The sequence below is a fragment of the Kitasatospora sp. NPDC048722 genome, from assembly GCF_040650235.1.
Taxonomy (GTDB): domain Bacteria; phylum Actinomycetota; class Actinomycetes; order Streptomycetales; family Streptomycetaceae; genus Kitasatospora.
Map to the genome: position 1 here is coordinate 97,924 of NZ_JBEZGX010000022.1, position 20,499 is coordinate 118,422.

The following is a 20,499-nucleotide window of genomic DNA, read 5'->3' on the forward strand; positions in this document are numbered from 1 at the left end:
CCGGCGCACCGGACGCCGCCGACTACATGATTGTGTAGTACCCGGTGGCACCCGGGTCTTGCCCACGTGACGTCAGATCTGCTGAAGGAGGCAGCGCGTGTACCCGAGCGACAGCGCGATCGTCTGGCGCAACCGCACGCTGCGCCTGCTGGACCACGTACCGGTACCGATCGCCGTGTGCGAGTACGCGGGCCGGATCCTCATCGTCAACCGTGCGATGGCGGCCGAGTTCGGCCTGCTCGCCGGGCAGCTGCACCACCGCAGGATCCTGGAGTTCTTCACCCTCCAGGGCAGCGCCGCCGAGACCCTCCCGGCACTCGCCGAGGCCGTCCACAAGCACCGGCGCTCCCAGTACAGCGTCGAGGTGTCGTGGACGGCCGGCGACGGCTCGGAGCGGCACGGCGTCATGGACGTCGCCCTCGTGAGCGACACCCCCGACCAGACGCCGAACCTGCTGCTCTCGCTGCGCGTCCTCGCCGACCTGCCGGCCGAGCCGCCGCCCGAGGTGTCCGAGACCGCCGTGCCGCGCACCGGGGTGAGCCCCGTCGAGGCCCGGATCCTGGCCGCCGCCGCGAAGGGCGCGACGACCGCCCAGATCGCCCGGGAAATCGGCCTCACGAGGGACGGCGTCAACTACCACCTGACCCGCCTCTCCCGCCGCTGGCACGTCCCCAACCGCACGGCACTCGTCGCCCGCGCCTACACGTACGGCGTCCTGGTGCCGGACGCGTGGCCGCCTGAGCCGGCCTGAGCCGGCCTGAGCCGGCCTGAAGGCCCCTACGCCAGCGCCCGCCGCAGCACCGCGCCGAGCTCGGCGATCTGCCGCTGCGACACCTCCGCCGACAGCAGCGCCTGCGAGCCGTGGAACGTCCCGGCCCACTGGTGCAGCTCGACCGGCACGCCCGCCCGGAGGAGACGCAGCGCGTACTCGATGCCCTCGTCGCGGTTGGGGCAGAACTCCGCGGTGGAGAGGTGGACGGGCGGCAGGCCGGTCAGTTCCTCGGCGCGGGCCGGGGCCGCGTACGCGGTGGCGGGTGCGCCGCCCAGGTAGTGCCGCCAGGCCGCGCCGATCTTGTCGCGGGTCATCCACGGCGTGTCCGTGAAGGTGCGGGCCGACCAGCTCTCCTGGCGGTCGTCGAGGCCGGGCTGGTTGAGCAGTTGGAAGCGGATCGCCGGCCCCTGCCGGTCGCGTGCCAGCAGGCAGACGGCCGCCGCGAGGGTGGCGCCGGCGCTGTGGCCGCCGATCGCGATGCGCTCGGGGTCGACGCCGAGTCCGGCCGCGTTCCCGGCGGCCCAGAGGAGGACGGCGTAGACGTCGTCCAGCGCCGCGGGGTACGGGTGCTCGGGCGCCAGGCGGTAGCCCACCGAGATGACCACGGCGCCGGAGTCGGCGGCGATCCGGGCGGCCCACGGGTGCTCGGTGTCCAGGCCGCCCATGACGAACCCGCCGCCGTGCAGCCAGATCACGGCGCCGCGCGCCGCGCGGGGCCGGTAGATCCGCACCGGCACGCCAGGGCCTGTCTTCGGGTCGGCGGGCACCGTGCGGTCCTCGATCACCATGCCCGGGACGTCGGCGGCGGGGACGCCGCCGGCCAGCGCGGCGAGGCTCTCCCGGGCGGATGCGGGGTCGTTCAGGTCGACATCGGGGAAGAAGGGGACGAATGCTTCGAGTTCGGGATCCATGCCGACCATCGTCCCGGCCGCCGCCCGCCCGGTCCCCCGCCGGCCGTCGCGCGTTCCGCCGGGATCACGCACCGATCGGCGCGCCCGGACTCCCCCGCGCCCGCCTATCCTCGGGTCCATGGAGGCACTGGCGGTACGGATGTCGCAACTGGGCTCGGACGTCGAGGCCGCCGTCCGCGTCGTCATGTTCTACGACACCCTGATGCGCCGCCGCGTGGACCTGCCCGCCCTCGCCCGCGCCTCCGCGAACCTCGCCGAGTGCACGGCCGGGATCCGCCTCACCGGCACCGGACGGACGATCCGCATGACCCCCGACGGCCGCGAGGCACCCGGGCCGCCCGCCGTCACCACGTCCGCTCCGATCACCCTCGACGGGGAGGAGATCGGCACCGTCTGGCTCGAACGCCCCACCCCCGCGGGCCTCCTGGACGACCTCCTCCTCGACCGTCTCGCCATCGCCGTCGCCACCGCCGTCGAACGCTACGGCCCCGCCCGCACCACCATGGCCGACCCCGCGCTCGTCGAGCTCGTCATCGGCGCCGACACCGACGAGGCCGCCCGCGCCCGGGCGCTGCGCCTGCTCGGCTTCGCCGCCGACCTGCCGGTGCACGCCGTCGCCGTGCGCACGCCGCTCCCCCTCGACCGGATCGGCACCCTCCTGTGCCCCGGCCGGCCGGTGAAGGCGGCCCGACTCGCGGACGCGGCAGTCGTCCTGGCCACCACCGTCGACGCGTCCCGCCTCCCGCCCGACGTCCGCGCGGGCATCGGCACCGCCGGGACGCCGGCCCGGTCCTGGCGCGAGGCCCGCACCGCGCTGCGCTTCACCACCGCGCGTCAACCCGTCGTCCACCACGCCGATCTGGGCGCCGTCGCCCTCCTCGCCCACCTGCCGGAGGATGCCGTGCGGGCCGACCCGGACGTGGCCGCGATCGCCCGCATCGCGGCATGCGACCCGGACGTCCTGGAGACGCTGGACGCCTACTGCACCACCGGCTCCCTGCGTCGCGCCGCCACCGTCCTCCACCTGCACCACACCAGCGTGGCGCGCCGCCTGGACCAGCTCGGCAAGGCGCTCGGCCTCGAACTCACCGGACCCGCAGGGCTGTTGCGCGCCACCCTCGCGCTCACCGCGTGGCGTCTGCTGAGCGACTGACCGCGGTGCGCAGCCGGAACGTCCGCCGGTAGGCGTCCGGCGGCACGCCCACCGTGCGGTTGAAGTGCCGGCGCAGCGTGGTGCCCGTCCCCATGCCGGTGGCGGCGGCGACGGCGTCGATGCTGTCCTCGGTGGTCTCCAGCAACTCCTGGGCGTGGCGGATCCGTTGGGTCAGCAGCCACTGGAGCGGACTGGTGCCGGTGACGGACCGGAAGTGCCGTCCCAGGTGGCGCGAGCTCATGTTGGCCCGGCGGGCCAGGTCCTCGACGGTCAGCGGCTGGTCCAGCCGCTCGATCACCCACGGGAGGAGGTCGGCGAGCGGGTGGTTCCCGGGCGCGGGCACCGGGGTGGGCACGAACTGCGCCTGGCCGCCGTCCCGGTGGGGCGGCACGACGAGGAGGCGGGCGAGGGCGTTGGCGACGGACGAGCCGTGGTCGAGCCGGACGAGGTGCAGGCACAGGTCCATCGCGGCGGCCTTGCCGGCGGAGGTGAGGACGCTCCCGTTGTCCACGTAGAGGACGTCCGGGTCGACCCGGACGTCGGGGTGGCGCGCGGCCAGGGCGCGGGTGTGCGCCCAGTGCGTCGTCGCCCGCAGCCCGTCCAGCAGCCCGGCGGCGGCGAGGACGAAGGCGCCCGTGCAGAGGGAGACCACACGCGCGCCGTTGTCGTGGGCCGCGCGGACGGCGTCGACGAGTTCCCGGGGCGGCTCCTCGTCGACGTCGGCCCAGCCCGGGACGACCACGGTGTCCGCGGACATCGGCGGCGCTCTGCCTACGACAGAATGTCTAGCATTGCTACAATGGCGACATGTCCGCCATCAGCGAGCGCCGCGAACGCGAACGCGCCCACCGCCACCAACTGATCATCACGGCCGCGCGCGAGCTCGCGGAGACCGAGGGCTGGGAGGCCGTGACGACCCGGCGGCTGGCCGAGCGCGTCGAGTACAGCCAGCCGGTGCTGTACAGCCACTTCGACGGCAAGGACGCGATCGTGAGCGCCGTCGCCCTCGACGCGTTCACCGAACTCGCCGCCCACCTGCACCGCGCCCGGCAGGCCGCCCCCGGACCCGGGCAGGCCCTGCGGGCCGTCGGCGGCGCCTACCTCGACTTCGCGGTCCAGCGCCCCGCCCTGTACCAGGCGATGTTCATCCTGCCCACCGACCTGAAGTTCGCGAGCGCCGAGACGCCGGCCCCGATGCGGGCCTGCTTCGACGAGTTCGTCGCCTGCTTCCCCCCGGAGAACGAGCGCCGCGAGCTGTTCGCCGAGGTCACCTGGAGCGCGCTGCACGGCATGGCCGTCCTCTCGGAGAGCGGCCGCATCCCCTCCGGCTGGCAGGAGGAGCGCCTCGACCTCCTCGTGACCCGCTTCGCCGGGACGGCGGGATAGGCCGTTTCCTGTGGGTCATCGGGCGCCTCAGATGAGGATGCCCGCGATGTGGAGAACCGCCGGGTAGTCGGTTGCGGTCTTGTCGCAGTGGGTGGCGACGCCGCGCCAGGGCTTGTTGATGCGGCGTTCGACGGTGTTGCGCTGCTTGTCGGCGTCGCGGTCGAAGCCGGGTGGCCGGCCGCCGCGCGAGCCGCAGTTGCGGCGCCTGGCGAGCTGGTCGACGGGCGGGCTCCCAGTCGCACGGGCGGCCCCGGGTGACCGGGTCGGCCAAGGTCGTCGGGCCGACGGCGGGGAGCGGCGTGAGAATGGGCCGTACCTGCTGTTCGCGCCGACCCGGGAGGCAGCCGTGAAGGACCTGGAGTTCGAGCAGAAGCGCACGCTGTCGCGCGCCGAGGCCGCCGACCAGCTCGAAGCACTGGCGGCGGCACTCAGGCGCGGGGGCCAGGCCGAGCTGGAGCTCGGGCCCGGGAAGCTGACCCTGCGGATCCCGGACGAGCTGGAGACCGAGATCGAGGTCGAGCTGGGGGACGGCAAGATGGAGCTGGAGATCGAGCTGTCCTGGCACACGGGGCAGCCGGACTGACCGGACGGCACTCCCCGGACGGACCGACCTCACCGCGCCGATCACCACGGCGCGGCCCTCACCGCACCACGGACAGGCGGCCGGAGGCGACCAGGTCGTCGACCACGCCTCCCCCGGTCCGTCGGCCATGGCGAGGGCCACGGCCCGGTTGAGGTCGACGACGGGTGAGGGCGCCACCCGGCCGAGCGCCTTCGTATCAGGAGTACGACGCGCTCCCAGTCGGTCTCCCGCACCGGGTGCCGTGACGTGGCAGGCGGCGGCCCGCAGTCGGGCGGTCGCCGGCAGCCAGCCCACCGGGGCGACCGGCTCGCCGTCGCGTGACCAGCCGGCGAGGGCCTCCGCCAGCGCCTCCTGCCCGACGTCCTCGGTGAGCGCGAAGTCCCCGGTTTGGCGGGCGAGTGCGCCGAGGATCCGGGCGGACTCGATCCGCCAGACGGCCTCGACGGCCCGCCGCGCCGCTTCGGTGACCGGCGGGCCGTCGGAGGCCCCGGGCGTCACAGCTGGCCGGTCCGCTCGCGCCAGGCCCGCTCCTTGACGATCCACTCGTTGTCCTGCGGGAACTCCTCGATGCCGGGGACCCGACGGACCTCGCACTTCGAGCCGGGAACCGCCGGGAGCCGCCTGGCCCACTCGACGGCCTCCTCCTTGGAGGCGACGTCGATCAGGTAGAAGCCGCCGAACAGTTCCTTCGTCCCACCGTACGGCCCGTCGGTGACGACCGGGGTCTCCCCGTCGAAGTCGACCACGACGCCCTGCGACGGGTCGTCCAGTCCCTCGGCGGCGACGAGCACGCCGGCCCGGATCAGCTCCTCGTTGAAGCGGCCCACCGTTTCGAGCATGTCCTCGAAGGGCGTCTCCATCATCTTCGCGACGGACTCGTCCGTGCCCCGCATGATCAGCATGTACTTCGCCATGGTCGCTCTCCTTGTTCGGGGGGCGCTCCTCGCCCCTCTCGGTCCAAGGTCGAACGGCGCAGCCGCGGATCGACACGTGGAGCGACCCGGGTGAGATTTTTTCGGATTCCCTCCGACGGGCACTCCCGGCCCCCGTACGGAGAGGCGGTGGCGGGGGGGCGGGAGGGCCCGTCGAGCGGCTGAGGGCCGGGTGCACCCGGGCCGGGTGCGGGCCGGCCGCCCGTGTCAGCCGCGGAAGGCGGCGGTGCCGGCGGGGGTGCCGAGACCGGTGGGGCCGTCGTAGCCGGGGCCGGCGGTGCAGAAGTAGGCCGGGCTGCAGGATCCGTTGGTGCCGGTGGTGACGTCGTTGAGCGCGCCGGGGTGGGCGTAGGGGAAGGAGGCGGGGTTCGAGCCGGCGCTGGGGGTACCCGCGTCGGCGTAGACGCCGGTGATGATCGGGGTGGCGGCGCTGGTGCCGCCGAAGGTGCTCCAGCCGTTCCGCTGGTAGCTGTCGTAGACGGCCAGGCCGTGGCCGGGGTCGGCGGCGGCGGAGACGTCGGTGGCCATCCGGTGGCGGCAGCCGGTGTCCTTCTGCCACGCGGGTTTGGCCTCGTAGGCGGAGCAGCCGGAGCCGGTGCCCTCGCCGGGTTTGGTGTTCCAGGCGCTCTCGCTCCAGCCGCGGGCGTTGCCGGCCCGGACGAGGGAGGTGCCGCCGACGGAGGTGGCGTAGGGGGAGCTGGAGGGGTAGCCGACGCCCCAGGAGTAGTCCCAGTCCCCGCTGCCCGCGACCATGGCGACGCCGGGGTGGTCGTAGTAGTCCTTGTCGTAGGTGGGATCGTCGGCGGATTCCTTGAAGATGTAGCTGTTGGAGACGAACTTCGCGCCGAGGGCGACGGCCTGGTTGACGGCGGCACCGATGTCGGAGATCTTCGCGCTGTTCGCCTCGACCAGGACGATCTTCGCGTTCGGGGCGGTGGCGGAGACCAGGTCGAGGTCGAGGGAGTCCTCGGCGCCCTGGTTGACACTCGCGGGGGAGGGCAGCGGGCTGGTCCGTCCGTCGGAGTTGACCTTGCGGAAGCACCCGTTGTCGGTGGTGCAGGCGGGCAGGCCGTACTGCTCGCGGTAGGTGGCCAGGTCGGTCTCGGCGTCGGGGTCGTCGTAGGCGTCGATGACGGCGATGGTCTGGCCGGAGCCTCCGTCGGAGGGCAGGCGGTAGGCGGACCGGAGGTCGGCGGGCCCGTACCCGGCGGGGGCGGCCGGTCCCTCGGCGGCGGCCGGCCCGGTGGGGGTGTCGGCTTCCAGGACGTCGCAGCCGGCGGTGGTCTCGGTGGGGGCGGCGCACAGCTGGTGCCAGGGCCGGTGGGGGGCGGCGGTCGGCCCGGCGTGCGCGAGGGGGGCGGTGGCGAGGGTGGCCAGGGTCAGCGCGGCGGCGGACAGCAGGGCCCGGCGCTGGGCGCGGTGGTGGGGGGTTCGGTGGTGGGGGGTTCGGTGGTGGGGGGTTCGGTGGTGGGGGGTCATCGTCGGTTCCTCACTGGTCGGTTGGGCGGCGAGCGGGTTCAGGAGTGCTTCCAGGTGTCGGTGAACGAGTCGCCGCCGCCGGACAGCGGCCCGGGCACGGCCTCGGTGACGCCGTTGCGGGCCATGGTCACGGTGGCCGCCGAGGCGGCGGCCAGGGTGCGGCCGTCGACTGCGGCGCGGGTGAAGGTGACGCTGCCGAAGTCCGCCAGCGGCTGGCGGGAGCCGTTGCGGTTGGGGGCTTCGGCGATCACTTCGGCGCTGCCGTTGGTGGCGCCGCCGTAGCGGGGGAAGGACTTGGTCTCGGTCCAGCCGAGGGTCTCGTCGGTGAGCTCGGCGGTGTAGGTGTCGTGCGCGCGGTCGTAGGTGACGGAGGCGGTCATGGTGTCGCCGGGCCGGACGGCGTCGCGGTAGGGGGACTCCGGGTCCGGGTAGTTCTCCCACCAGGCGAAGTAGCGGGGTGTGGCGTTGACGGCGGTGCACTCGGCCTGGGTCCCGGTCTGTTCGACGGTGCTGGTGCCCTGGCCGTCCAGACCGACCCAGATGGACACCGCGCCGACGGCGGCGCAGCTGATCCGGGGCTGGGTCCAGCTCGCACTGACCGAGTGGTACGTCGAGCCGGTCGCCGCGTAGCCGGACCAGTTTCCGGAGGTGATGCCGGCGTGGGCAGCGGGCGTCCCCGCGGGGGTGGAGGCGGCCGAGGCGGCCGCACTGGTAGAGGCGGCGGCGGCCGGCGGCGCGCACAGCAGCAGTGCGCAGGCGGCGGCGAGGGAGCGGGCGTACGAACGGGGGCGGGTGCGGGGGCGTGCCGTGGCGCGACGGGGCATGAGGGGACTCCTCGGAAAGGGAAGGGGGCCGGCACCAAGGGGGCGGGCCGTGATGGGACGAGAGTGTCGCCGCGCGCCGCTACAGCGGTCAACGCGCCTGGAATTCACAATGGTTGACGGTTGAGAGCAGCTTCCCGAGGGCCGTCCGCAGGGCCGCTGAACTGCGGCACGGCACCCACCCCGGCCCACGGGGCGGGCAATTCTGTGGATTCGCCAGTCGAGTGGCCCGGCCGCCCCGGGACGGAGCGTCGCACTGGGGAATCCACAGTATTGGCCGTCGCCGCAGGATCGAGATCCGGCCGTCGGCCCGTCAGCACAGGCCTGCGGCATCCACACAGTCGGCGGCCGTTTGACAGCAGGAACTCACCCGTCCACGAGAGGTGTTGACGCCCGATCGACGCTGCGGGACGGTCGACCCCTGCCGACGGCCCGGCACCCCACACCCGGTGTGTCCGCCGTCCGCACCGGCGCGCCGCGCCGGACACCCCACCCCACCCCCTGCCCGGAGACAGGCATGCCCTTCCCCACCGCCCGTTCCCGCACCACGCTCGTCCTGGCCGCCGCGGTGGCCGGCGCGACCGCAGCCGCCGCACTCACGGCCGGTACCAGCGCCTCGGCCGCCGCCACCCTCCCCTCGCCCGACCACATCGTCGTGGTGATGCTGGAGAACCACGCCTACGGGCAGATCATCGGCAGCCCGGACGCCCCCTTCCTCAACTCGCTCGCCACCGGAGGTGCCCTGCTCAAGGCCTCGTACGGGATCACCCACCCCAGCCAGCCGAACTACTTCGCGGTGTTCTCCGGCAGCACCCAGGGAATCACCGACGACTCCTGCTACTCCCCCGGCTTCAGCAAGGCGCCCAACCTGGCGTCCGAGCTGAGCGCGGCCGGAAAGAGCTGGGGCAGCTACAGCGAGGCCCTGCCCAGCCAGGGGTCCACCACCTGCAGCAGCGGCAACTACGCCCGCAAGCACGCCCCCTGGGTGGGCTTCGGCAACGTCCCCGGCTCCACCGAGCACACCTTCACGCAGTTCCCCTCGGACTACGGCACGCTGCCCAAGGTCTCCTTCGTCATCCCCGACCTCTGCAGCGACATGCACAACTGCTCGGTGGGCACCGGGGACTCCTGGCTGAAGAACAAGCTGGGCGGCTACGCCTCCTGGGCCGGGAGCCACAACAGCCTGCTGGTCGTCACCTACGACGAGGACGACCGCAACAGCGGCAACCACATCCCCACCCTGATCTACGGGCAGCCCGCCAGGGCGGGTGCCACCAGCAGCACCTCGTACAACCACTACGACCTGCTGCACACCCTGGAGGACCTGGCCGGCACCGGCGCCCACGCCGGCAAGTCCGCCTCGGCCAACGACATCACCGGCGTCTGGAACTGACCGTGTACCTCGCGGACAGCCGTCACACCCCGGCGTCCGACGCCGCCCCGGCCCCCCGGCCGGGGCGGCCCGCGCGGATCGCCACCACCGTGCTGGCGCTCGGGACCGTCAGCCTCGTCACGGACGTCTCCTCCGAGATGGTCACCGCCGTGCTCCCGCTCTACCTGGTCACCGCCATGGCCGTGTCCCCCCTGGGGTTCGGCGTGCTGGACGGCGTCTACAACGGCGCGACCGTCGTGGTCCGGCTGCTCGGCGGGCTGCTCGCCGACCGGCCCGGCGGGCACGACGCCCACGGCCACGGCACCGACGGCCACGGGCGGCACAAGGCCGTCGCGGCCGCCGGGTACGGGCTCTCGGCGCTGTGCAAACCGGCGCTGCTGCTCGCCCGCACCACACCGGTGCTCGGTCTGGTCCTCGCCGTGGACCGGGCCGGCAAGGGGCTGCGCACCGCCCCGCGCGACGCGCTGATCTCCCTGTCCACCCCGCCCGAGCGCCGCGCCCGCGCGTTCGGCGTGCACCGGGCGATGGACACCGTCGGGGCGCTGGCCGGACCGCTGCTGGCCTTCCTGATCCTGCGCGCCGCCCCGGGCGGCTACCACGCGGTCTTCACGGTCAGCTCCTGCGTCGCGGCGCTCGGCGTCCTGGTGCTCGTCCTGTGCGTGCCCGCCCGCCCCGGGGGCACGGTCGGCGGCGCGCTCCCGCTGCCGGCCGGACGGCCCGTCGCCCGGCTGCTGCGCCTGCCCGGCCTGCGCCGGGTCTGCCTGTGCGCGGCACTGCTCGGACTCGCCACCCTCAGCGACTCCTTCGTCTACCTGTTCGCCCAGCGGCGCCTGGGCCTGCCGGCCGGCTGGTTCCCGCTGCTGCCGCTCGGCACGGCCGCGGCCTACCTGCTGCTCGCGGTACCGCTGGGTGCGGCCGGTGACCGGTACGGCCGGCGGCGGGTGTTCGTCCTGGGACACCTGGCGCTGCTGTCCGGGTACGCGCTCCTGCTGCTGCGCCCGGCCGGCGGGCTGCCGGTCGCCGCGGCCGTCCTCACCCTGCACGGCGTGTTCTACGCGGCGACCGACGGGATGCTCGCGGCCGCCACGGCCGCCGTCGTGCCCGCGTCCCGGCAGGGGGCCGGCCTGGCGCTGGTGGGCACGGGCCAGGCCGCCGGCCGCTTCGGCTGCTCGCTGGCGGTGGGGGTGCTGTGGGCGCGGTGGGGGGACGGCGCGGCCCTGGCGGCGATGACGGCCGCGCTGGCCGGGGCGGTGGCCGTGGCGGCGTCCGTGCTGCGGCCGGGCCCGGCGCGCGGGAAGGAGGCCGCGTGAGCGGCGGACGCAGGTTCCTCGTCCTGCTCGCGGCGGTCGCGCTGCTGGCGGCGACCGGCACGCTGGCGGTGCTGCACGCCGCCGGGCAGGCCCGGGGCGCCCGGGCGGACGAACCGCCGGTGCGGGCCGGGACGGTGACGCTCGGCGCCCAGCCGGACGGCCCCCGCCTGGTGTTCCGCAGCATGACCTGGGGCCCCGACCGCGACGAGCTGGCCTCCGTCCCGCTCCGGCAGCCGGACGGGACCCGCACCGCGGCGTCCGCCCCCACCTGTCTGCGCTTCCACGCGGCGGCAGGCACCGGAATCTGCCTGCAGGCGGTGCACGGGCTGGTCCAGGACGGCTACCGCGCCGTGGTCCTGGACGCGGCCCTGCACGAGGTGCGCCACTACGACCTGGCCGGGATCCCGACCCGGGCCCGGGTGTCGCCCTCCGGACACCTGGTGGCGTGGACGGTCTTCCTCAGCGGGGACTCCTACGCCGGCGGCTCCTTCTCCACCCGCACCTCCGTCCTGGACACCCGCACCTGGACGCTCCAGGAGAACCTGGAGGACGACGCCGTCACCCTCGACGGCGTGCCCTACCGCTCCCCGGACGTCAACGTCTGGGGCGTGACCTTCGCCGACGACGAACGGTTCTACGCCACCGTGGCCACCGGCGGCCGCACCTACCTGGCCGCCGGCGACGTCACCCGCCGCACGCTCACCACCGTGCACGGCAACGTCGAGTGCCCCTCTCTGTCCCCCGACGGCACCCGGATCGCGTACAAGAAGCGCGTGCCCGGCCTGCCGGACGACGCGCCCTGGCGGCTGTACGTGCTGGACCTGCGGACCATGGCGGAGAGCGCGACCGCCGAGCAGCGCGACGTCGACGACCAGGCGCTGTGGCTGGACGGGCGGACCCTCGCGTACGCGCTGCCGGGCGACGACGGCACCGACGTGTGGAGCGTCCCGGCCGACGGCTCCGGGGCGCCCGCCCTGCTGGTGCGCGCCGCCCTGGCACCGGCCGTCGTCCGCTGAAACCTCCCTCCGATGACACGACGATCCATCAACCATCTTTCGGATGGCCGCCGTTACATCCGGCGGCCCTCCGAAGGCCGCTTCCGGCCGGGGTGGTCAGCCGGCCCGCGGCGGCACCGGCGCGAGGTTCTCGTTCCACTCCCAGGACAGCCCGTAGATGCCGGGGGTGACGTCCGGGAACACGGCACAGGCGTGGCCGGCCGGGGAGACCCTCAGCTGCTCGTCGCTGGACGGCGGCGCGTCGTGCTGCGGGCGCCAGAGCGCGGCGCACCCGGCCGGGAGGTCCGCCGGGTCGAAGCGCGCCCGCAGGACCAGGTTCTTCCCGGGGAAGCGCACCATGCGCTGGTAGCGGGTGGCGACCTGCTCCGAGGGATAGGCGTAGCTGTACTCGACGACCGTGCACTGCCCGGGCCCGAGCACCAGGTCGAGGAGCAACTCCGCTGCCGCCAGGCCGCGTTCGCGGTCCACCCGGCGCCTCCCGAGTCGGCAGCCGACCAGGTCGGACAGGCCGAGGTCGGCACCGGCGGACATCTCGGGCGTGGCCTGGGTGAGCAGGATCAGCCGGTCGACGCCCGCGGCCACGGCACGGACCACCTGCACGACGTCCACCCGGCGCTCCTCCCGCCGCGAGCCGATGTGCACGTCGACCCGGGTGTGCAGGGTCTCCAGCCGGGCGTTGGCGCGCGGGTCGAGGTCGGCCAGGACGCCCTCCACGGCCGGATCGCCGAAGGTGCTGGCGTAGTCGAGCGAACCGGGGACGTGCTCCACCCAGCGCCCGCGCGGACGGCGCGGGCCGAGCAGGACGACCAGTTCGTCCCGGTGCAGGCCCAGCACCTCCTCCAGCACCCGCACCGCCGCCAGCGAGTCCGGCCGTTCGGGTCTGCTGCGGCCGCGCTGCCAGTAGCTCAGGCTGGAGACGCTGACCTGGACGCCGCGCCGGTCGAGGCGGCGCTGGATCCCCTCCAGGCTCAGCCCGCTGTCGCGGATCGCCGTGCGCAGCGCGAGGTCGAACGGCCCGGTGCGCAGGGCCTGGAGGAGTTCGGGGCGGCGCACGGGGCCGACGGGCCGAAAGGGTGGACCGGGCACGGTGTCCTCACTCTCCCCGGGGACCGCTGCCGGGCGGCGGTCGTTCCGGCGGAGTCCCACGATGGCAGCGAAATCTACCGCCGGACGGCGCCTCGGGAGCCCCTGCTCGCAGATCCTTCACCTCCTCCGTCCGGCCGGGGCCGCCGACCGCTGCGGGCTCCCGATCGCCGCGGGGGTCTGCTGACGCGGGGCATCGCTTCGAACTCGTCTCGTGAGTCGTCGTTCGGCACCGCGTGCGTTTCAGGTGACGGATGCTCAGCGACGGCTGGGCCTGCCGGTCAGTCGATGCCCTCGATGATGCGGAAGTCGCGCTCGACGCCGTCGGGGAGGGCCACCAGCGCCTTCTGGTACGCCTCGCTCTCGTATGCCGCGACGGCCTGTTCAAAGCTGTCGAACTCGATCAGAACGACGCGTTGCGTGATTCCGGCCTCGTGGGCGACGACTCGACCGCCACGGGACAGGACGCGCCCGCCCCCAGCCCGGACAGCCGGACCGGCCAGCTTCTCGTAGGCAGTCAGCCTCTCAGGGTCGGAAACGGCGGGGTAGACACTGGCCCAGTAGCCCTTGGCCATGGAAACCTCCTCTGTTCGGCCGGACACGTCCGACTTCGAATCGAACTCAGATCGATCGCTCCCGGCATCCGCAGGTTAGGTCTTGATGTGCGGCCGAGGGAAAGACCGGTACGGGATAGGCTCAGAACGGATCGCTATCAATCGGCGGGAGGGCACGTGGCGCCGGATACGGTGAGCCTGCGGTACTTCCTGGTGCTGGCGCAGGAGTTGAACTTCACCCGCGCGGCCGCACGGATCGGGATCGCACAGCCCGCACTCAGCACCCGGATGCGCCGACTGGAGGCGGAACTCGGTACGGCCCTGCTGGTCCGCAACACGCGTCACGTCGTACTGACCACGGCCGGTGCGGCTTTGGCGGAGTCCGCGCCGCCCGCGCTGGCGGCGCTGGACCGGGCGTGGGACACCGCCCGGAGCGCGGCGACCGGTGAACTGGGCACGCTGCGCATCGGGTACAGCCTCAGCGCCGGGGCCGAGACGGCACCGGCCCTGGTGGACAGGCTGGTTCGCGGCAACAGCGGACTCGAGGTCGGCGCGGCCCCGATGGCGACACCGGAGATCTCCCCCGCGGTCGCCGACGGAAGCATCGATGCCGGGATCACCCGCGGTGAACAACCGGGCCGTGGCGTGCGCCGGTTCCTGCTGCGGCGTGCGCGCATCGGGGTCCAGCTGGCGCAGCACCATCCGCTGGCCGAACACCCGGAGATCGAGATCGCCGACGCGGCCGCGTATCCGCTACGACTCCCGGACCGTGCGGCCAACCCCGTGATCCACGATCAGCTGTCCGCACTGTTCCGAGACACCCGACCACACCCCCGATTCCACACGCCCGCAGTCTCTTTCGACATGTCTCAACGCGACCTGCGCGACGGGCTCACCCTGGCCCCGGCCGGAGAAGCCGCGGCCACGGCACAACCGGCCGGCCTCACCTGGCGACCGCTGCGGGGCGCGCCCGGCCTGACGTTCCACCTGGTCCTCCCACGCGAGCAGTCGCCACTGCACCGCCGCATCCGTGCCGTCGCCAAAACCCTGGCGCACGAGCTGCGCTGGCTGCCGGACTGACGCGCAAGAGGTCAAACGAGACGGACGTCCGCGGTGGCGGGGCCGAAGACCCTGCGCCCGGCGGACTTCGCGATGATGACGACGACGGCGGTCTCGCTGAATGTCCGACACGACCTCGCCACGCCGGCGGACCAGCATCCGAACGCCTGAGCACGAACGCGTGGGTTCCCATGTGAAGACCCTTCCGCGAAGAGTGCCGCCCTCGCCGGAGCGAGGTCCTGTCAGCGCCGAACTCCACCGATCGAGATCCCTCTCGACAACGGTCCCGCCCACGGAGCACAAGCCCGGATCTCCGGTCCCGTTGGTGGCACCGCAGGGTTGCAAGGGCCCGTAGTGATCTCCGCCTGGCATCAGCGTGAGCCGTGCCGACGTTGACGGTTCTCGTCGATGCAGCGCGGGTTTCGACTCGTCTTCCTTGCGCTCTCCTCGGTACCGGGGGACGCCGCTGCCAAGCGGGCGGATTCGTGGAGGGTGGAGTCTTGGTCGGTCCCGGCCTACTGAACCCTTGTCCTCTCACGGATCTGTCAGTGCCCTCTGGCATCGTGTGCGCCATGGCCGAACTGGTGGAACGTGTCGACGAGGAAGACCACGTACTGGCAGTCGTGGAGCGGGGCGAGGCGATCCGCCACCAGTGGTTGCATCGCGTCGCGACGACCGTCTGCCGCGACCCTGAGGGCCGGATCCTGGTCCACCGACGTCCCGACAACGACTCCCGTTTTCCCGGCCGGTACAACTGGCTGCTGGGCGGCGCCGTCAACGTGGGTGAGACATACGAGGCCGCAGCGGCCCGGGAACTCGCCGAGGAGATCGGTGTCCACGCCTCCACACGGCTCGTCTTCAAGTACCTCTGCCGCGGAGCGATCAGCCCCTACTGGCTGGGCGTGCACGAGGCCACCATCACCCAGCCGATCACGCCGGATGCCTCGGAGATCGCCTGGCACACATGGCTCACCGAAGCCGAACTCCGGGACGCGATCCGCAGCCCGACCTTCGTCCCCGACGCTCAGGAAGCCTTCACCCGGTACCAGGCTCTGGCCGATCCGCCGGAACTCCCCCGAGGCGAGTGACCTTCCGCCCAGGAGACCGCCACTGTGGCAGAAGCGCTCCGCGAGCGCACGAGGGCAACAGCAGAGCAAGGGGGAAAGGCGCCCTTCCATGTCCGCGATCCACCGTCAGTCCAGCACCGGCGGTGACCAGGAACCCGCGCGGCACCGGCACGGCACCGTCAGCCCCGCCCGCCCGGACCAGGAGCGAGGCGACCGAGCATCGCCATCACGATGATCCGCGCGTCCTTGTCGTTCGTCACCGCACAGTGAGCATCGACGGCACGCTGATCCGGGTCCTCGTCCGGCTCGATGAGGCCCACCCGGATCAGGTCGACGGCGTACTCGCGGAGCCGGGAGCAGGCGGCCGCGGCGCTCACCGCGTCGACGTGGTCGATCCGAGCGGGGTCCGCGGCCCGCAGCAGCGCCGGGCTGGGCAGCGGGCCCAGCACCTCCCCGATCCACCCCGAGACCGCCTCCCGGGAACAGCCCCGCTCCAGGTCCGAAGCGGTCGCAGCCGTGAGCGCCAGGTGAAGGACGAGCGACCCGAACCAGGCAGCCACCTCCGCCGGAGGGGCATCCGTGCCCGTCGGCGGCATCACCGCCCGGTACAGCGCAGCCGAGTCATCGGCGTGAGCAGCGGCGACGACCGCCTTCACCGCGCTGCCGAGGGCAGCCTGATCGATGGTCACGTCAGCGGTCCTTCCCACAGTTGGCAGCCGTCAACTTACCGCTCCAGCACGGCGAACGGCTGGCGGAGGGCAGTTTCACCCCCATGCGGGCGACAGCACGGTCGACCGCCTGACGGCCACGCCCTTCCTCGAGTCCGGACCGCCCGCCGAGTGGCGGGCGGTCAACGACTACGGCATCGAGATCAAGCGCTGCACCCACGACGGTCCCGAGCTCACGCCCCTGCGGCGCCAGAACTCCGGCGTCACCACCGAGCGCGAGCTCTGGGAGGTCCACCGCGCCCCCGACGACGTCTCCTGGATCTGGGCGCGCAACCACCGCGACGAACAGCGGCCCTGGATCCAGGCCACCGGGAAGCACCCGCACCGCGCGTCGGTGCCGTTCGGCGACCTGGCCGGGGACCACGTCGGCCACCGGCGGCCCGGCGCCACCGAGCAGGAGATCGCCGACGCCGTCGCCGCCCTTTTCGTCTCGGCGCCCTTCCGCCTGCTGGCCCGGTTGTTCGGCGGAGGCGGGTGACCACCGGGTCCGCCGCCACGCCTCCGTGCCGGGTGGACGTGGCGGCGAGCCGGGGCACCGCGACCCGCCCTCGCGGCTCCTGCGTGGGCTCGGCGTGATCGCGTCGGGCACGGGGCGCGCCGGGGGCGGGAGGCGGGAGCGGGAGGCTCAGCGGGCCAGGAGAGCCCGGATCACCTCCGCGATGTCGTCGGGTGCCTCTTCGGCCATGAAGTGCCCGGCCCCGGTCAGCCGGTGGTCCAGGTCCGGTGCCCAGGCCCGCCACACCGCGGCGGCGTCGTAGCCCAGTTGCGCGCCCCAGTCCTGCTGGACGACGGTGACGGGCATCGCCAGCTGGGACCCGGCGTCCACGTCCGCCTGGTCGTGGGTGACGTCGATGCCGGCCGAGGCACGGTAGTCGGCGACGATCGAGGGCACCGCGGCGGCACAGGAGCGCAGGTACTCGGCACGCACGTCCTCAGGCAGGGCGGCCGGATCGCCCGCCCAGGCGTCGAGGAACGAGCCGAAGAACGCCTCCGCACTGTTGGCGATCATCACCTCGGGCAGGCCGGGGGGCTGCGCCATGAGGAACAGGTGGTAGCCGACCGCCGCTGACACGCCGTGCAGGACGTTCCACATGTCCAGCGTCGGCACGATGTCGAGCAGGCCGAGATGGGTGACGGTCTCGGGGTGGTCCAGCCCCGCGCGGAAGGCGACCAGGGCGCCCCGGTCGTGTCCCACGAGGGCGAAGCGCTCGTGCCCGAGCGCCGCCGCCAGGGCCACGACGTCCGCGGCCATGCTGCGCTTGGCGTACACCTCGGGGCCGGTGGCCGCGGGCTTGTCGCTGGTGCCGTAGCCGCGCAGGTCGGGACAGATCACGGTGTGCTCGCCGGCGAGGCGCTCGGCGACGTGCCGCCACATCAGATGGGTCTGGGGGAAGCCGTGCAGTAGTACGACCGGACTGCCGCTGCCGCCGACGGCGGCGGCCAGTTCCACACCGTCCGCGCCGGGCAGGCGCACGTGGTCGAAGCCGGCGATGGTGAGCGTCATGGCGAAAGGGCCCTTTCCTCGGGTCGGGGGCGGACGGGAACAGCGTGGACGTCCCCGATCAGCAACCGATCAGCACCGCGTGACGCGGCGCACCGGCGCCACGGAGGATGGAGGCATGCGAATCGACGTGCTGGGTGCGGTGCGGGCCATGCGGGAGGACGGAACTCCGCTCGACCTGGGCGGACCACGCCACCGCGAGGTCCTCGCCCGGCTCGTCGCCGCCGAGGGCCGGATGGTCACCACCGACACCCTCGTGAACGACCTGTGGTCCCAGCCGCCGGCAGGCGCCGTGGGCGCGCTGCGCACGTTCGTCGCCGCGCTGCGCCGCGCCATCGAACCCGACCGGCCGCCCCGGAACCCGCCGCGCGTCCTGGTCACGGAAGGACCCGGTTACGCGCTGCGGCTGCCGCGCGAGGACGTGGACGTCCACCGGTTCCAGGACGCCCTGGCCCGCGCCCGGCACGATCCCGACGCGGCCGACGGACTGGGCGCGGCACTGGCGGCCTGGCGCGGGCCCGCCTACGCCGACGTGCGGGACTCCGCCTGGGCGCAGCGCGAGCGGACGCGGTTGGAGGAGCTGCGGCTGGAGGGGGTGGAACTCCGCGCTCGTCTCCTGCTCGACGCCGGCACGGGGACCGATCTCGTCGCCGAGCTGGGCGCCCACGTCGCCGAACACCCCTGGCGGGAGCCGGCCTGGGGGCTGCTCGCCCGCGCGCTGCACCGCGCGGGCCGCCAGGCCGACGCCCTGGCCACCCTGCGCCGCGCCCGCACGATGCTCGTGGACCAGCTCGGACTCGATCCCGGCCCCGATCTCGGGCGCCTGGAGACGGACATCCTCAACCGGTCGGCGTCCCTCGAAGCGCCACCGCCCGCATGGGCGGCCGGCGCCGTCCGGCTCGGCCCGCGCACCACCGTCGACCTGGCCCGCACCCTGGCACTGGCCGGCGGTGACGCCCTGGTCCGTTCACGGCGCGACCGCCTCGCCGCGATCCACGCGGCGAGGCGCACCGGCGACCTCACGCTGACCGCCCGGATCATCGGCGCCTACGACGTGCCCGCCCTGTGGAGCCGGGCGGACGACCCCGAGCAGTCCCGTGCCGTCGTCGCGGCCGCCGAGCGCGCGCTCGCCGGGCTCGGCCCCGACGGCCCCGCCGACCTGCGCGCCCGCCTCCTGGCCACGGTCGCCGTCGAGAGTCGCAGCGCCGATCTGCCGGCGGCCGGGCTCGAGCGGGCCGGGCGGGCGGCACGGCAGGCCGAGACGCTGGCCCGCGACCTGGGCGATCCGGCCCTGCTGGCGTTCGCCCTCAACGGGGTCTTCCTCCAGTCCTTCGCCCGCCCCGGACTCGCCGCGGTACGGGACGCGATCGGCGGCGAGATCCTCGACCTGGCCAGCCGCAACGACCTGCCGAGGTTCGCCGTGCTCGGCCGGCTCATCCGTCTCCAATCCGCCTCCGCCCTCGGCGACCTCCCGGCAGCAGCCGCGCACGCCCGGGCCGCCGAACAGCTCGCCGCCACCGTCGAGGCACCCCTCGTCCCCTGCCTCACCGCGTGGTTCCGGGCCCGGGCCACCGCCGCCGACAGCACCGAACCCGGCGGACCCACCCCCGCCGCGGCCGCGGCGCGGTACCGCGCCGCCGAGGACGCCCTGCGGACGGCCGGCATGCCCGGACTGCACCGCGGGCTGTTCCCCCTCGCCCTCCTGGGCCTGCGCCTGCTGCACGACCGGCCCGCACCGACCGATCCCCGTCTCGACTGGGGACCCTACGGCCCCTGGGCCCGCCCCCTCCTGTTCCTCGACCAGGACCGCCCCGAGCAGGCCCGTGCCGCCCTGGCCGCGGCGCCCCGGCCACCGCGTGACCACATGCAGGAGGCGCTGTGGTGCCTGCTCGCACGCGCCGCCACCCGCCTCGGCGAGCGCGCCGTCGCCGCCCGCGCCGCGGCGGCCCTGCGCTCCGCCCGCACCGAACACGCGGGCGCGGCCAGCGGGATGCTGACCCTCGGCCCGGTGGCCCGCTACCTGACCGAGGCGCAGGCCTGCGCCGAAGGGGAGTGAGCCGGCCGGAAGGCCGCCCGCTACCGGGCCCTGGGGCCTGGGGCGGGCGGGGTGCGTGCTCGCAGGCGCTCTCCCTGCGGCCCGAACATGACCAGGTACTCGACCGGGCCGCCGGGGCCGGCGTTCGCGAGGCCGTGGGGCCTGCGGGTGTCGAACTCGGCGACATCTCCGGCACCCAGGACGAGGTCCTGGTCGCCGAGGGCGAGCCACAGCCGCCCGTACAGGACGCACAGCCATTCCCAGCCGTCGTGCGAGACCTGCCGGGGCCGCGCGGGCGGCTCCTGAACGGCGGGCAGGACGTGTTTGTGGGCGTGCAGGCCCCCGACGTACCGGGTCAGCGGCAGCACCGCCTTGTCGTCGCCGAAACGCCGGAGCGCAGCGGTGCGCTCGACATCGGGAGCGGGGGCGGGGGCGGCCGTGGTGGCGGCAGGGGCGGTGGGGCCGCTGGCGGCCAGTTCGTCCAGGCAGACGCCGTACTCCTTCGACAGGTGCAACAGCACCTCCAGGGTGGGCTTGCGCCGGCCGGTCTCGATCCGCGACAGCGTGCTCGGGGAGATGCCGGTCGCGCGGCAGACGTCGGTGAGCGTGACGCCGCGCCGCTCGCGTACGGCCCGCAGCCGCGGGCCCATCGCCGCCAGCGTGTCGGCCACCTCGTCGCCAGCCACCCGCTCCACCCCTTCCGGACGTGCCGCTCC

Annotated in this window: 21 protein-coding genes and 1 pseudogene; 11 read left to right on the plus strand and 11 right to left on the minus strand. The window is 74.1% G+C overall.

Annotated elements, in window-relative coordinates; genetic code table 11:
• The first annotated feature begins 97 nt into the window (after window positions 1-97).
• Entirely contained in the window at window positions 98-751 is a 654-nt protein-coding gene (locus tag AB0C76_RS18435) for a LuxR C-terminal-related transcriptional regulator (RefSeq protein WP_359965968.1), read from the plus strand.
• 26 nt (window positions 752-777) lie between these two features.
• Here the strand turns inward: AB0C76_RS18435 and AB0C76_RS18440 are convergent, their stop codons facing one another.
• Window positions 778-1,683 (minus strand): alpha/beta hydrolase, encoded by a 906-nt coding sequence (locus AB0C76_RS18440; RefSeq protein ID WP_359965971.1) that lies wholly within the window; start codon window positions 1,681-1,683, stop codon window positions 778-780.
• Between the two features lie 118 nt (window positions 1,684-1,801).
• Between AB0C76_RS18440 and AB0C76_RS18445 the strand changes: the two genes are divergently transcribed.
• Window positions 1,802-2,836 carry a helix-turn-helix domain-containing protein gene (locus tag AB0C76_RS18445; protein ID WP_359965974.1) on the plus strand — a complete coding sequence of 345 codons (1,035 nt, stop codon included), beginning with the start codon at window positions 1,802-1,804 and terminating at the stop codon, window positions 2,834-2,836.
• Here AB0C76_RS18445 and AB0C76_RS18450 read toward each other — a convergent pair.
• A complete protein-coding gene (locus tag AB0C76_RS18450; protein ID WP_359965977.1) occupies window positions 2,808-3,593 on the minus strand; it encodes a helix-turn-helix domain-containing protein in 786 nt (261 codons plus the stop codon). The genes AB0C76_RS18445 and AB0C76_RS18450 overlap by 29 nt on opposite strands.
• A gap of 50 nt (window positions 3,594-3,643) precedes the next feature.
• On the opposite strand from AB0C76_RS18450, the gene AB0C76_RS18455 reads away from it, so the two are divergent.
• Window positions 3,644-4,222, plus strand: a complete 579-nt coding sequence (locus tag AB0C76_RS18455; RefSeq protein ID WP_359965980.1) for a TetR/AcrR family transcriptional regulator — start codon at window positions 3,644-3,646, stop codon at window positions 4,220-4,222.
• A 27-nt stretch (window positions 4,223-4,249) separates the two neighbouring features.
• Here the strand turns inward: AB0C76_RS18455 and AB0C76_RS18460 are convergent.
• Window positions 4,250-4,405, minus strand: a pseudogene (locus tag AB0C76_RS18460) (IS5/IS1182 family transposase); the annotation flags it as partial.
• Between the two features lie 163 nt (window positions 4,406-4,568).
• On the opposite strand from AB0C76_RS18460, the gene AB0C76_RS18465 reads away from it, so the two are divergent.
• Window positions 4,569-4,805, plus strand: coding sequence for an amphi-Trp domain-containing protein (locus AB0C76_RS18465; RefSeq protein ID WP_359965983.1), 237 nt, complete (start codon window positions 4,569-4,571; stop codon window positions 4,803-4,805).
• A gap of 494 nt (window positions 4,806-5,299) precedes the next feature.
• On the opposite strand, the gene AB0C76_RS18470 is transcribed toward AB0C76_RS18465, so the two are convergent.
• The 3 genes from AB0C76_RS18470 to AB0C76_RS18480 form a co-directional block, all read right to left on the minus strand.
• Window positions 5,300-5,719: a YciI family protein gene (locus AB0C76_RS18470; protein WP_359965986.1), complete on the minus strand. Its 420-nt coding sequence runs from the start codon at window positions 5,717-5,719 to the stop codon at window positions 5,300-5,302.
• 225 nt (window positions 5,720-5,944) lie between these two features.
• The gene (locus AB0C76_RS18475) at window positions 5,945-7,216 is read right to left on the minus strand and encodes a S53 family peptidase (RefSeq protein ID WP_359965989.1); all 1,272 of its coding nucleotides are present in this window, start codon (window positions 7,214-7,216) and stop codon (window positions 5,945-5,947) included.
• 38 nt (window positions 7,217-7,254) lie between these two features.
• Complete coding sequence (locus tag AB0C76_RS18480) at window positions 7,255-8,040, minus strand: G1 family glutamic endopeptidase (protein WP_359965992.1); 786 nt, start codon at window positions 8,038-8,040, stop codon at window positions 7,255-7,257.
• Between the two features lie 514 nt (window positions 8,041-8,554).
• Between AB0C76_RS18480 and AB0C76_RS18485 the strand changes: the two genes are divergently transcribed.
• From AB0C76_RS18485 to AB0C76_RS18495, 3 genes are read left to right on the plus strand one after another with little or no spacing between them, the layout of a single operon-like run.
• Window positions 8,555-9,430, plus strand: coding sequence for an alkaline phosphatase family protein (locus AB0C76_RS18485; protein WP_359965995.1), 876 nt, complete (start codon window positions 8,555-8,557; stop codon window positions 9,428-9,430).
• 2 nt (window positions 9,431-9,432) lie between these two features.
• On the plus strand, window positions 9,433-10,740 hold the full coding sequence (locus tag AB0C76_RS18490; protein ID WP_359965998.1) for an MFS transporter: 1,308 nt from the start codon (window positions 9,433-9,435) through the stop codon (window positions 10,738-10,740).
• Complete coding sequence (locus AB0C76_RS18495; RefSeq protein ID WP_359966001.1) at window positions 10,737-11,756, plus strand: TolB-like translocation protein; 1,020 nt, start codon at window positions 10,737-10,739, stop codon at window positions 11,754-11,756. Before AB0C76_RS18490 ends, AB0C76_RS18495 begins: the two co-directional genes overlap by 4 nt.
• A gap of 96 nt (window positions 11,757-11,852) precedes the next feature.
• On the opposite strand, the gene AB0C76_RS18500 is transcribed toward AB0C76_RS18495, so the two are convergent.
• Window positions 11,853-12,809 carry a hypothetical protein gene (locus AB0C76_RS18500; protein WP_359966004.1) on the minus strand — a complete coding sequence of 319 codons (957 nt, stop codon included), beginning with the start codon at window positions 12,807-12,809 and terminating at the stop codon, window positions 11,853-11,855.
• A 311-nt stretch (window positions 12,810-13,120) separates the two neighbouring features.
• Window positions 13,121-13,414 (minus strand): DUF1330 domain-containing protein, encoded by a 294-nt coding sequence (locus tag AB0C76_RS18505; RefSeq protein ID WP_359966007.1) that lies wholly within the window; start codon window positions 13,412-13,414, stop codon window positions 13,121-13,123.
• 171 nt (window positions 13,415-13,585) lie between these two features.
• Here AB0C76_RS18505 and AB0C76_RS18510 point away from each other — a divergent pair, with 171 nt between their 5' ends.
• Together AB0C76_RS18510 and AB0C76_RS18515 are read left to right on the plus strand one after the other, a co-directional pair.
• The gene (locus AB0C76_RS18510; RefSeq protein WP_359966050.1) at window positions 13,586-14,473 is read left to right on the plus strand and encodes a LysR family transcriptional regulator; all 888 of its coding nucleotides are present in this window, start codon (window positions 13,586-13,588) and stop codon (window positions 14,471-14,473) included.
• A gap of 551 nt (window positions 14,474-15,024) precedes the next feature.
• On the plus strand, window positions 15,025-15,540 hold the full coding sequence (locus AB0C76_RS18515; protein WP_359966009.1) for an NUDIX domain-containing protein: 516 nt from the start codon (window positions 15,025-15,027) through the stop codon (window positions 15,538-15,540).
• Between the two features lie 158 nt (window positions 15,541-15,698).
• On the opposite strand, the gene AB0C76_RS18520 is transcribed toward AB0C76_RS18515, so the two are convergent.
• The gene (locus tag AB0C76_RS18520; protein ID WP_359966012.1) at window positions 15,699-16,208 is read right to left on the minus strand and encodes a hypothetical protein; all 510 of its coding nucleotides are present in this window, start codon (window positions 16,206-16,208) and stop codon (window positions 15,699-15,701) included.
• Here AB0C76_RS18520 and AB0C76_RS18525 point away from each other — a divergent pair.
• Complete coding sequence (locus AB0C76_RS18525) at window positions 16,201-16,725, plus strand: hypothetical protein (RefSeq protein WP_359966014.1); 525 nt, start codon at window positions 16,201-16,203, stop codon at window positions 16,723-16,725. The two genes, AB0C76_RS18520 and AB0C76_RS18525, sit on opposite strands and share 8 nt — an antisense overlap.
• Before the next feature lie 147 nt (window positions 16,726-16,872).
• On the opposite strand, the gene AB0C76_RS18530 is transcribed toward AB0C76_RS18525, so the two are convergent.
• Entirely contained in the window at window positions 16,873-17,751 is an 879-nt protein-coding gene (locus AB0C76_RS18530; protein WP_359966017.1) for an alpha/beta hydrolase, read from the minus strand.
• Window positions 17,752-17,866: 115 nt separating this feature from the next.
• Between AB0C76_RS18530 and AB0C76_RS18535 the strand changes: the two genes are divergently transcribed.
• Window positions 17,867-19,804 (plus strand): AfsR/SARP family transcriptional regulator, encoded by a 1,938-nt coding sequence (locus tag AB0C76_RS18535; RefSeq protein ID WP_359966020.1) that lies wholly within the window; start codon window positions 17,867-17,869, stop codon window positions 19,802-19,804.
• 20 nt (window positions 19,805-19,824) lie between these two features.
• Here the strand turns inward: AB0C76_RS18535 and AB0C76_RS18540 are convergent, their stop codons facing one another.
• A complete protein-coding gene (locus AB0C76_RS18540; RefSeq protein WP_359966023.1) occupies window positions 19,825-20,469 on the minus strand; it encodes an XRE family transcriptional regulator in 645 nt (214 codons plus the stop codon).
• Window positions 20,470-20,499: the final 30 nt, after the last annotated feature.

Coding starts and splice junctions, on each gene's coding strand:
- AB0C76_RS18440 (WP_359965971.1), bottom strand. CDS start 1,683: ATGGATCCCGAACTCGAAGCATTCGTCCCCTTCTTCCCCGATGTCGAC.
- AB0C76_RS18445 (WP_359965974.1), top strand. CDS start 1,802: ATGGAGGCACTGGCGGTACGGATGTCGCAACTGGGCTCGGACGTCGAG.
- AB0C76_RS18450 (WP_359965977.1), bottom strand. CDS start 3,593: ATGTCCGCGGACACCGTGGTCGTCCCGGGCTGGGCCGACGTCGACGAG.
- AB0C76_RS18455 (WP_359965980.1), top strand. CDS start 3,644: ATGTCCGCCATCAGCGAGCGCCGCGAACGCGAACGCGCCCACCGCCAC.
- AB0C76_RS18470 (WP_359965986.1), bottom strand. CDS start 5,719: ATGGCGAAGTACATGCTGATCATGCGGGGCACGGACGAGTCCGTCGCG.
- AB0C76_RS18475 (WP_359965989.1), bottom strand. CDS start 7,216: ATGACCCCCCACCACCGAACCCCCCACCACCGAACCCCCCACCACCGA.
- AB0C76_RS18480 (WP_359965992.1), bottom strand. CDS start 8,040: ATGCCCCGTCGCGCCACGGCACGCCCCCGCACCCGCCCCCGTTCGTAC.
- AB0C76_RS18485 (WP_359965995.1), top strand. CDS start 8,555: ATGCCCTTCCCCACCGCCCGTTCCCGCACCACGCTCGTCCTGGCCGCC.
- AB0C76_RS18505 (WP_359966007.1), bottom strand. CDS start 13,414: ATGGCCAAGGGCTACTGGGCCAGTGTCTACCCCGCCGTTTCCGACCCT.
- AB0C76_RS18515 (WP_359966009.1), top strand. CDS start 15,025: ATGGCCGAACTGGTGGAACGTGTCGACGAGGAAGACCACGTACTGGCA.
- AB0C76_RS18525 (WP_359966014.1), top strand. CDS start 16,201: ATGGTCACGTCAGCGGTCCTTCCCACAGTTGGCAGCCGTCAACTTACC.
- AB0C76_RS18530 (WP_359966017.1), bottom strand. CDS start 17,751: ATGACGCTCACCATCGCCGGCTTCGACCACGTGCGCCTGCCCGGCGCG.
- AB0C76_RS18535 (WP_359966020.1), top strand. CDS start 17,867: ATGCGAATCGACGTGCTGGGTGCGGTGCGGGCCATGCGGGAGGACGGA.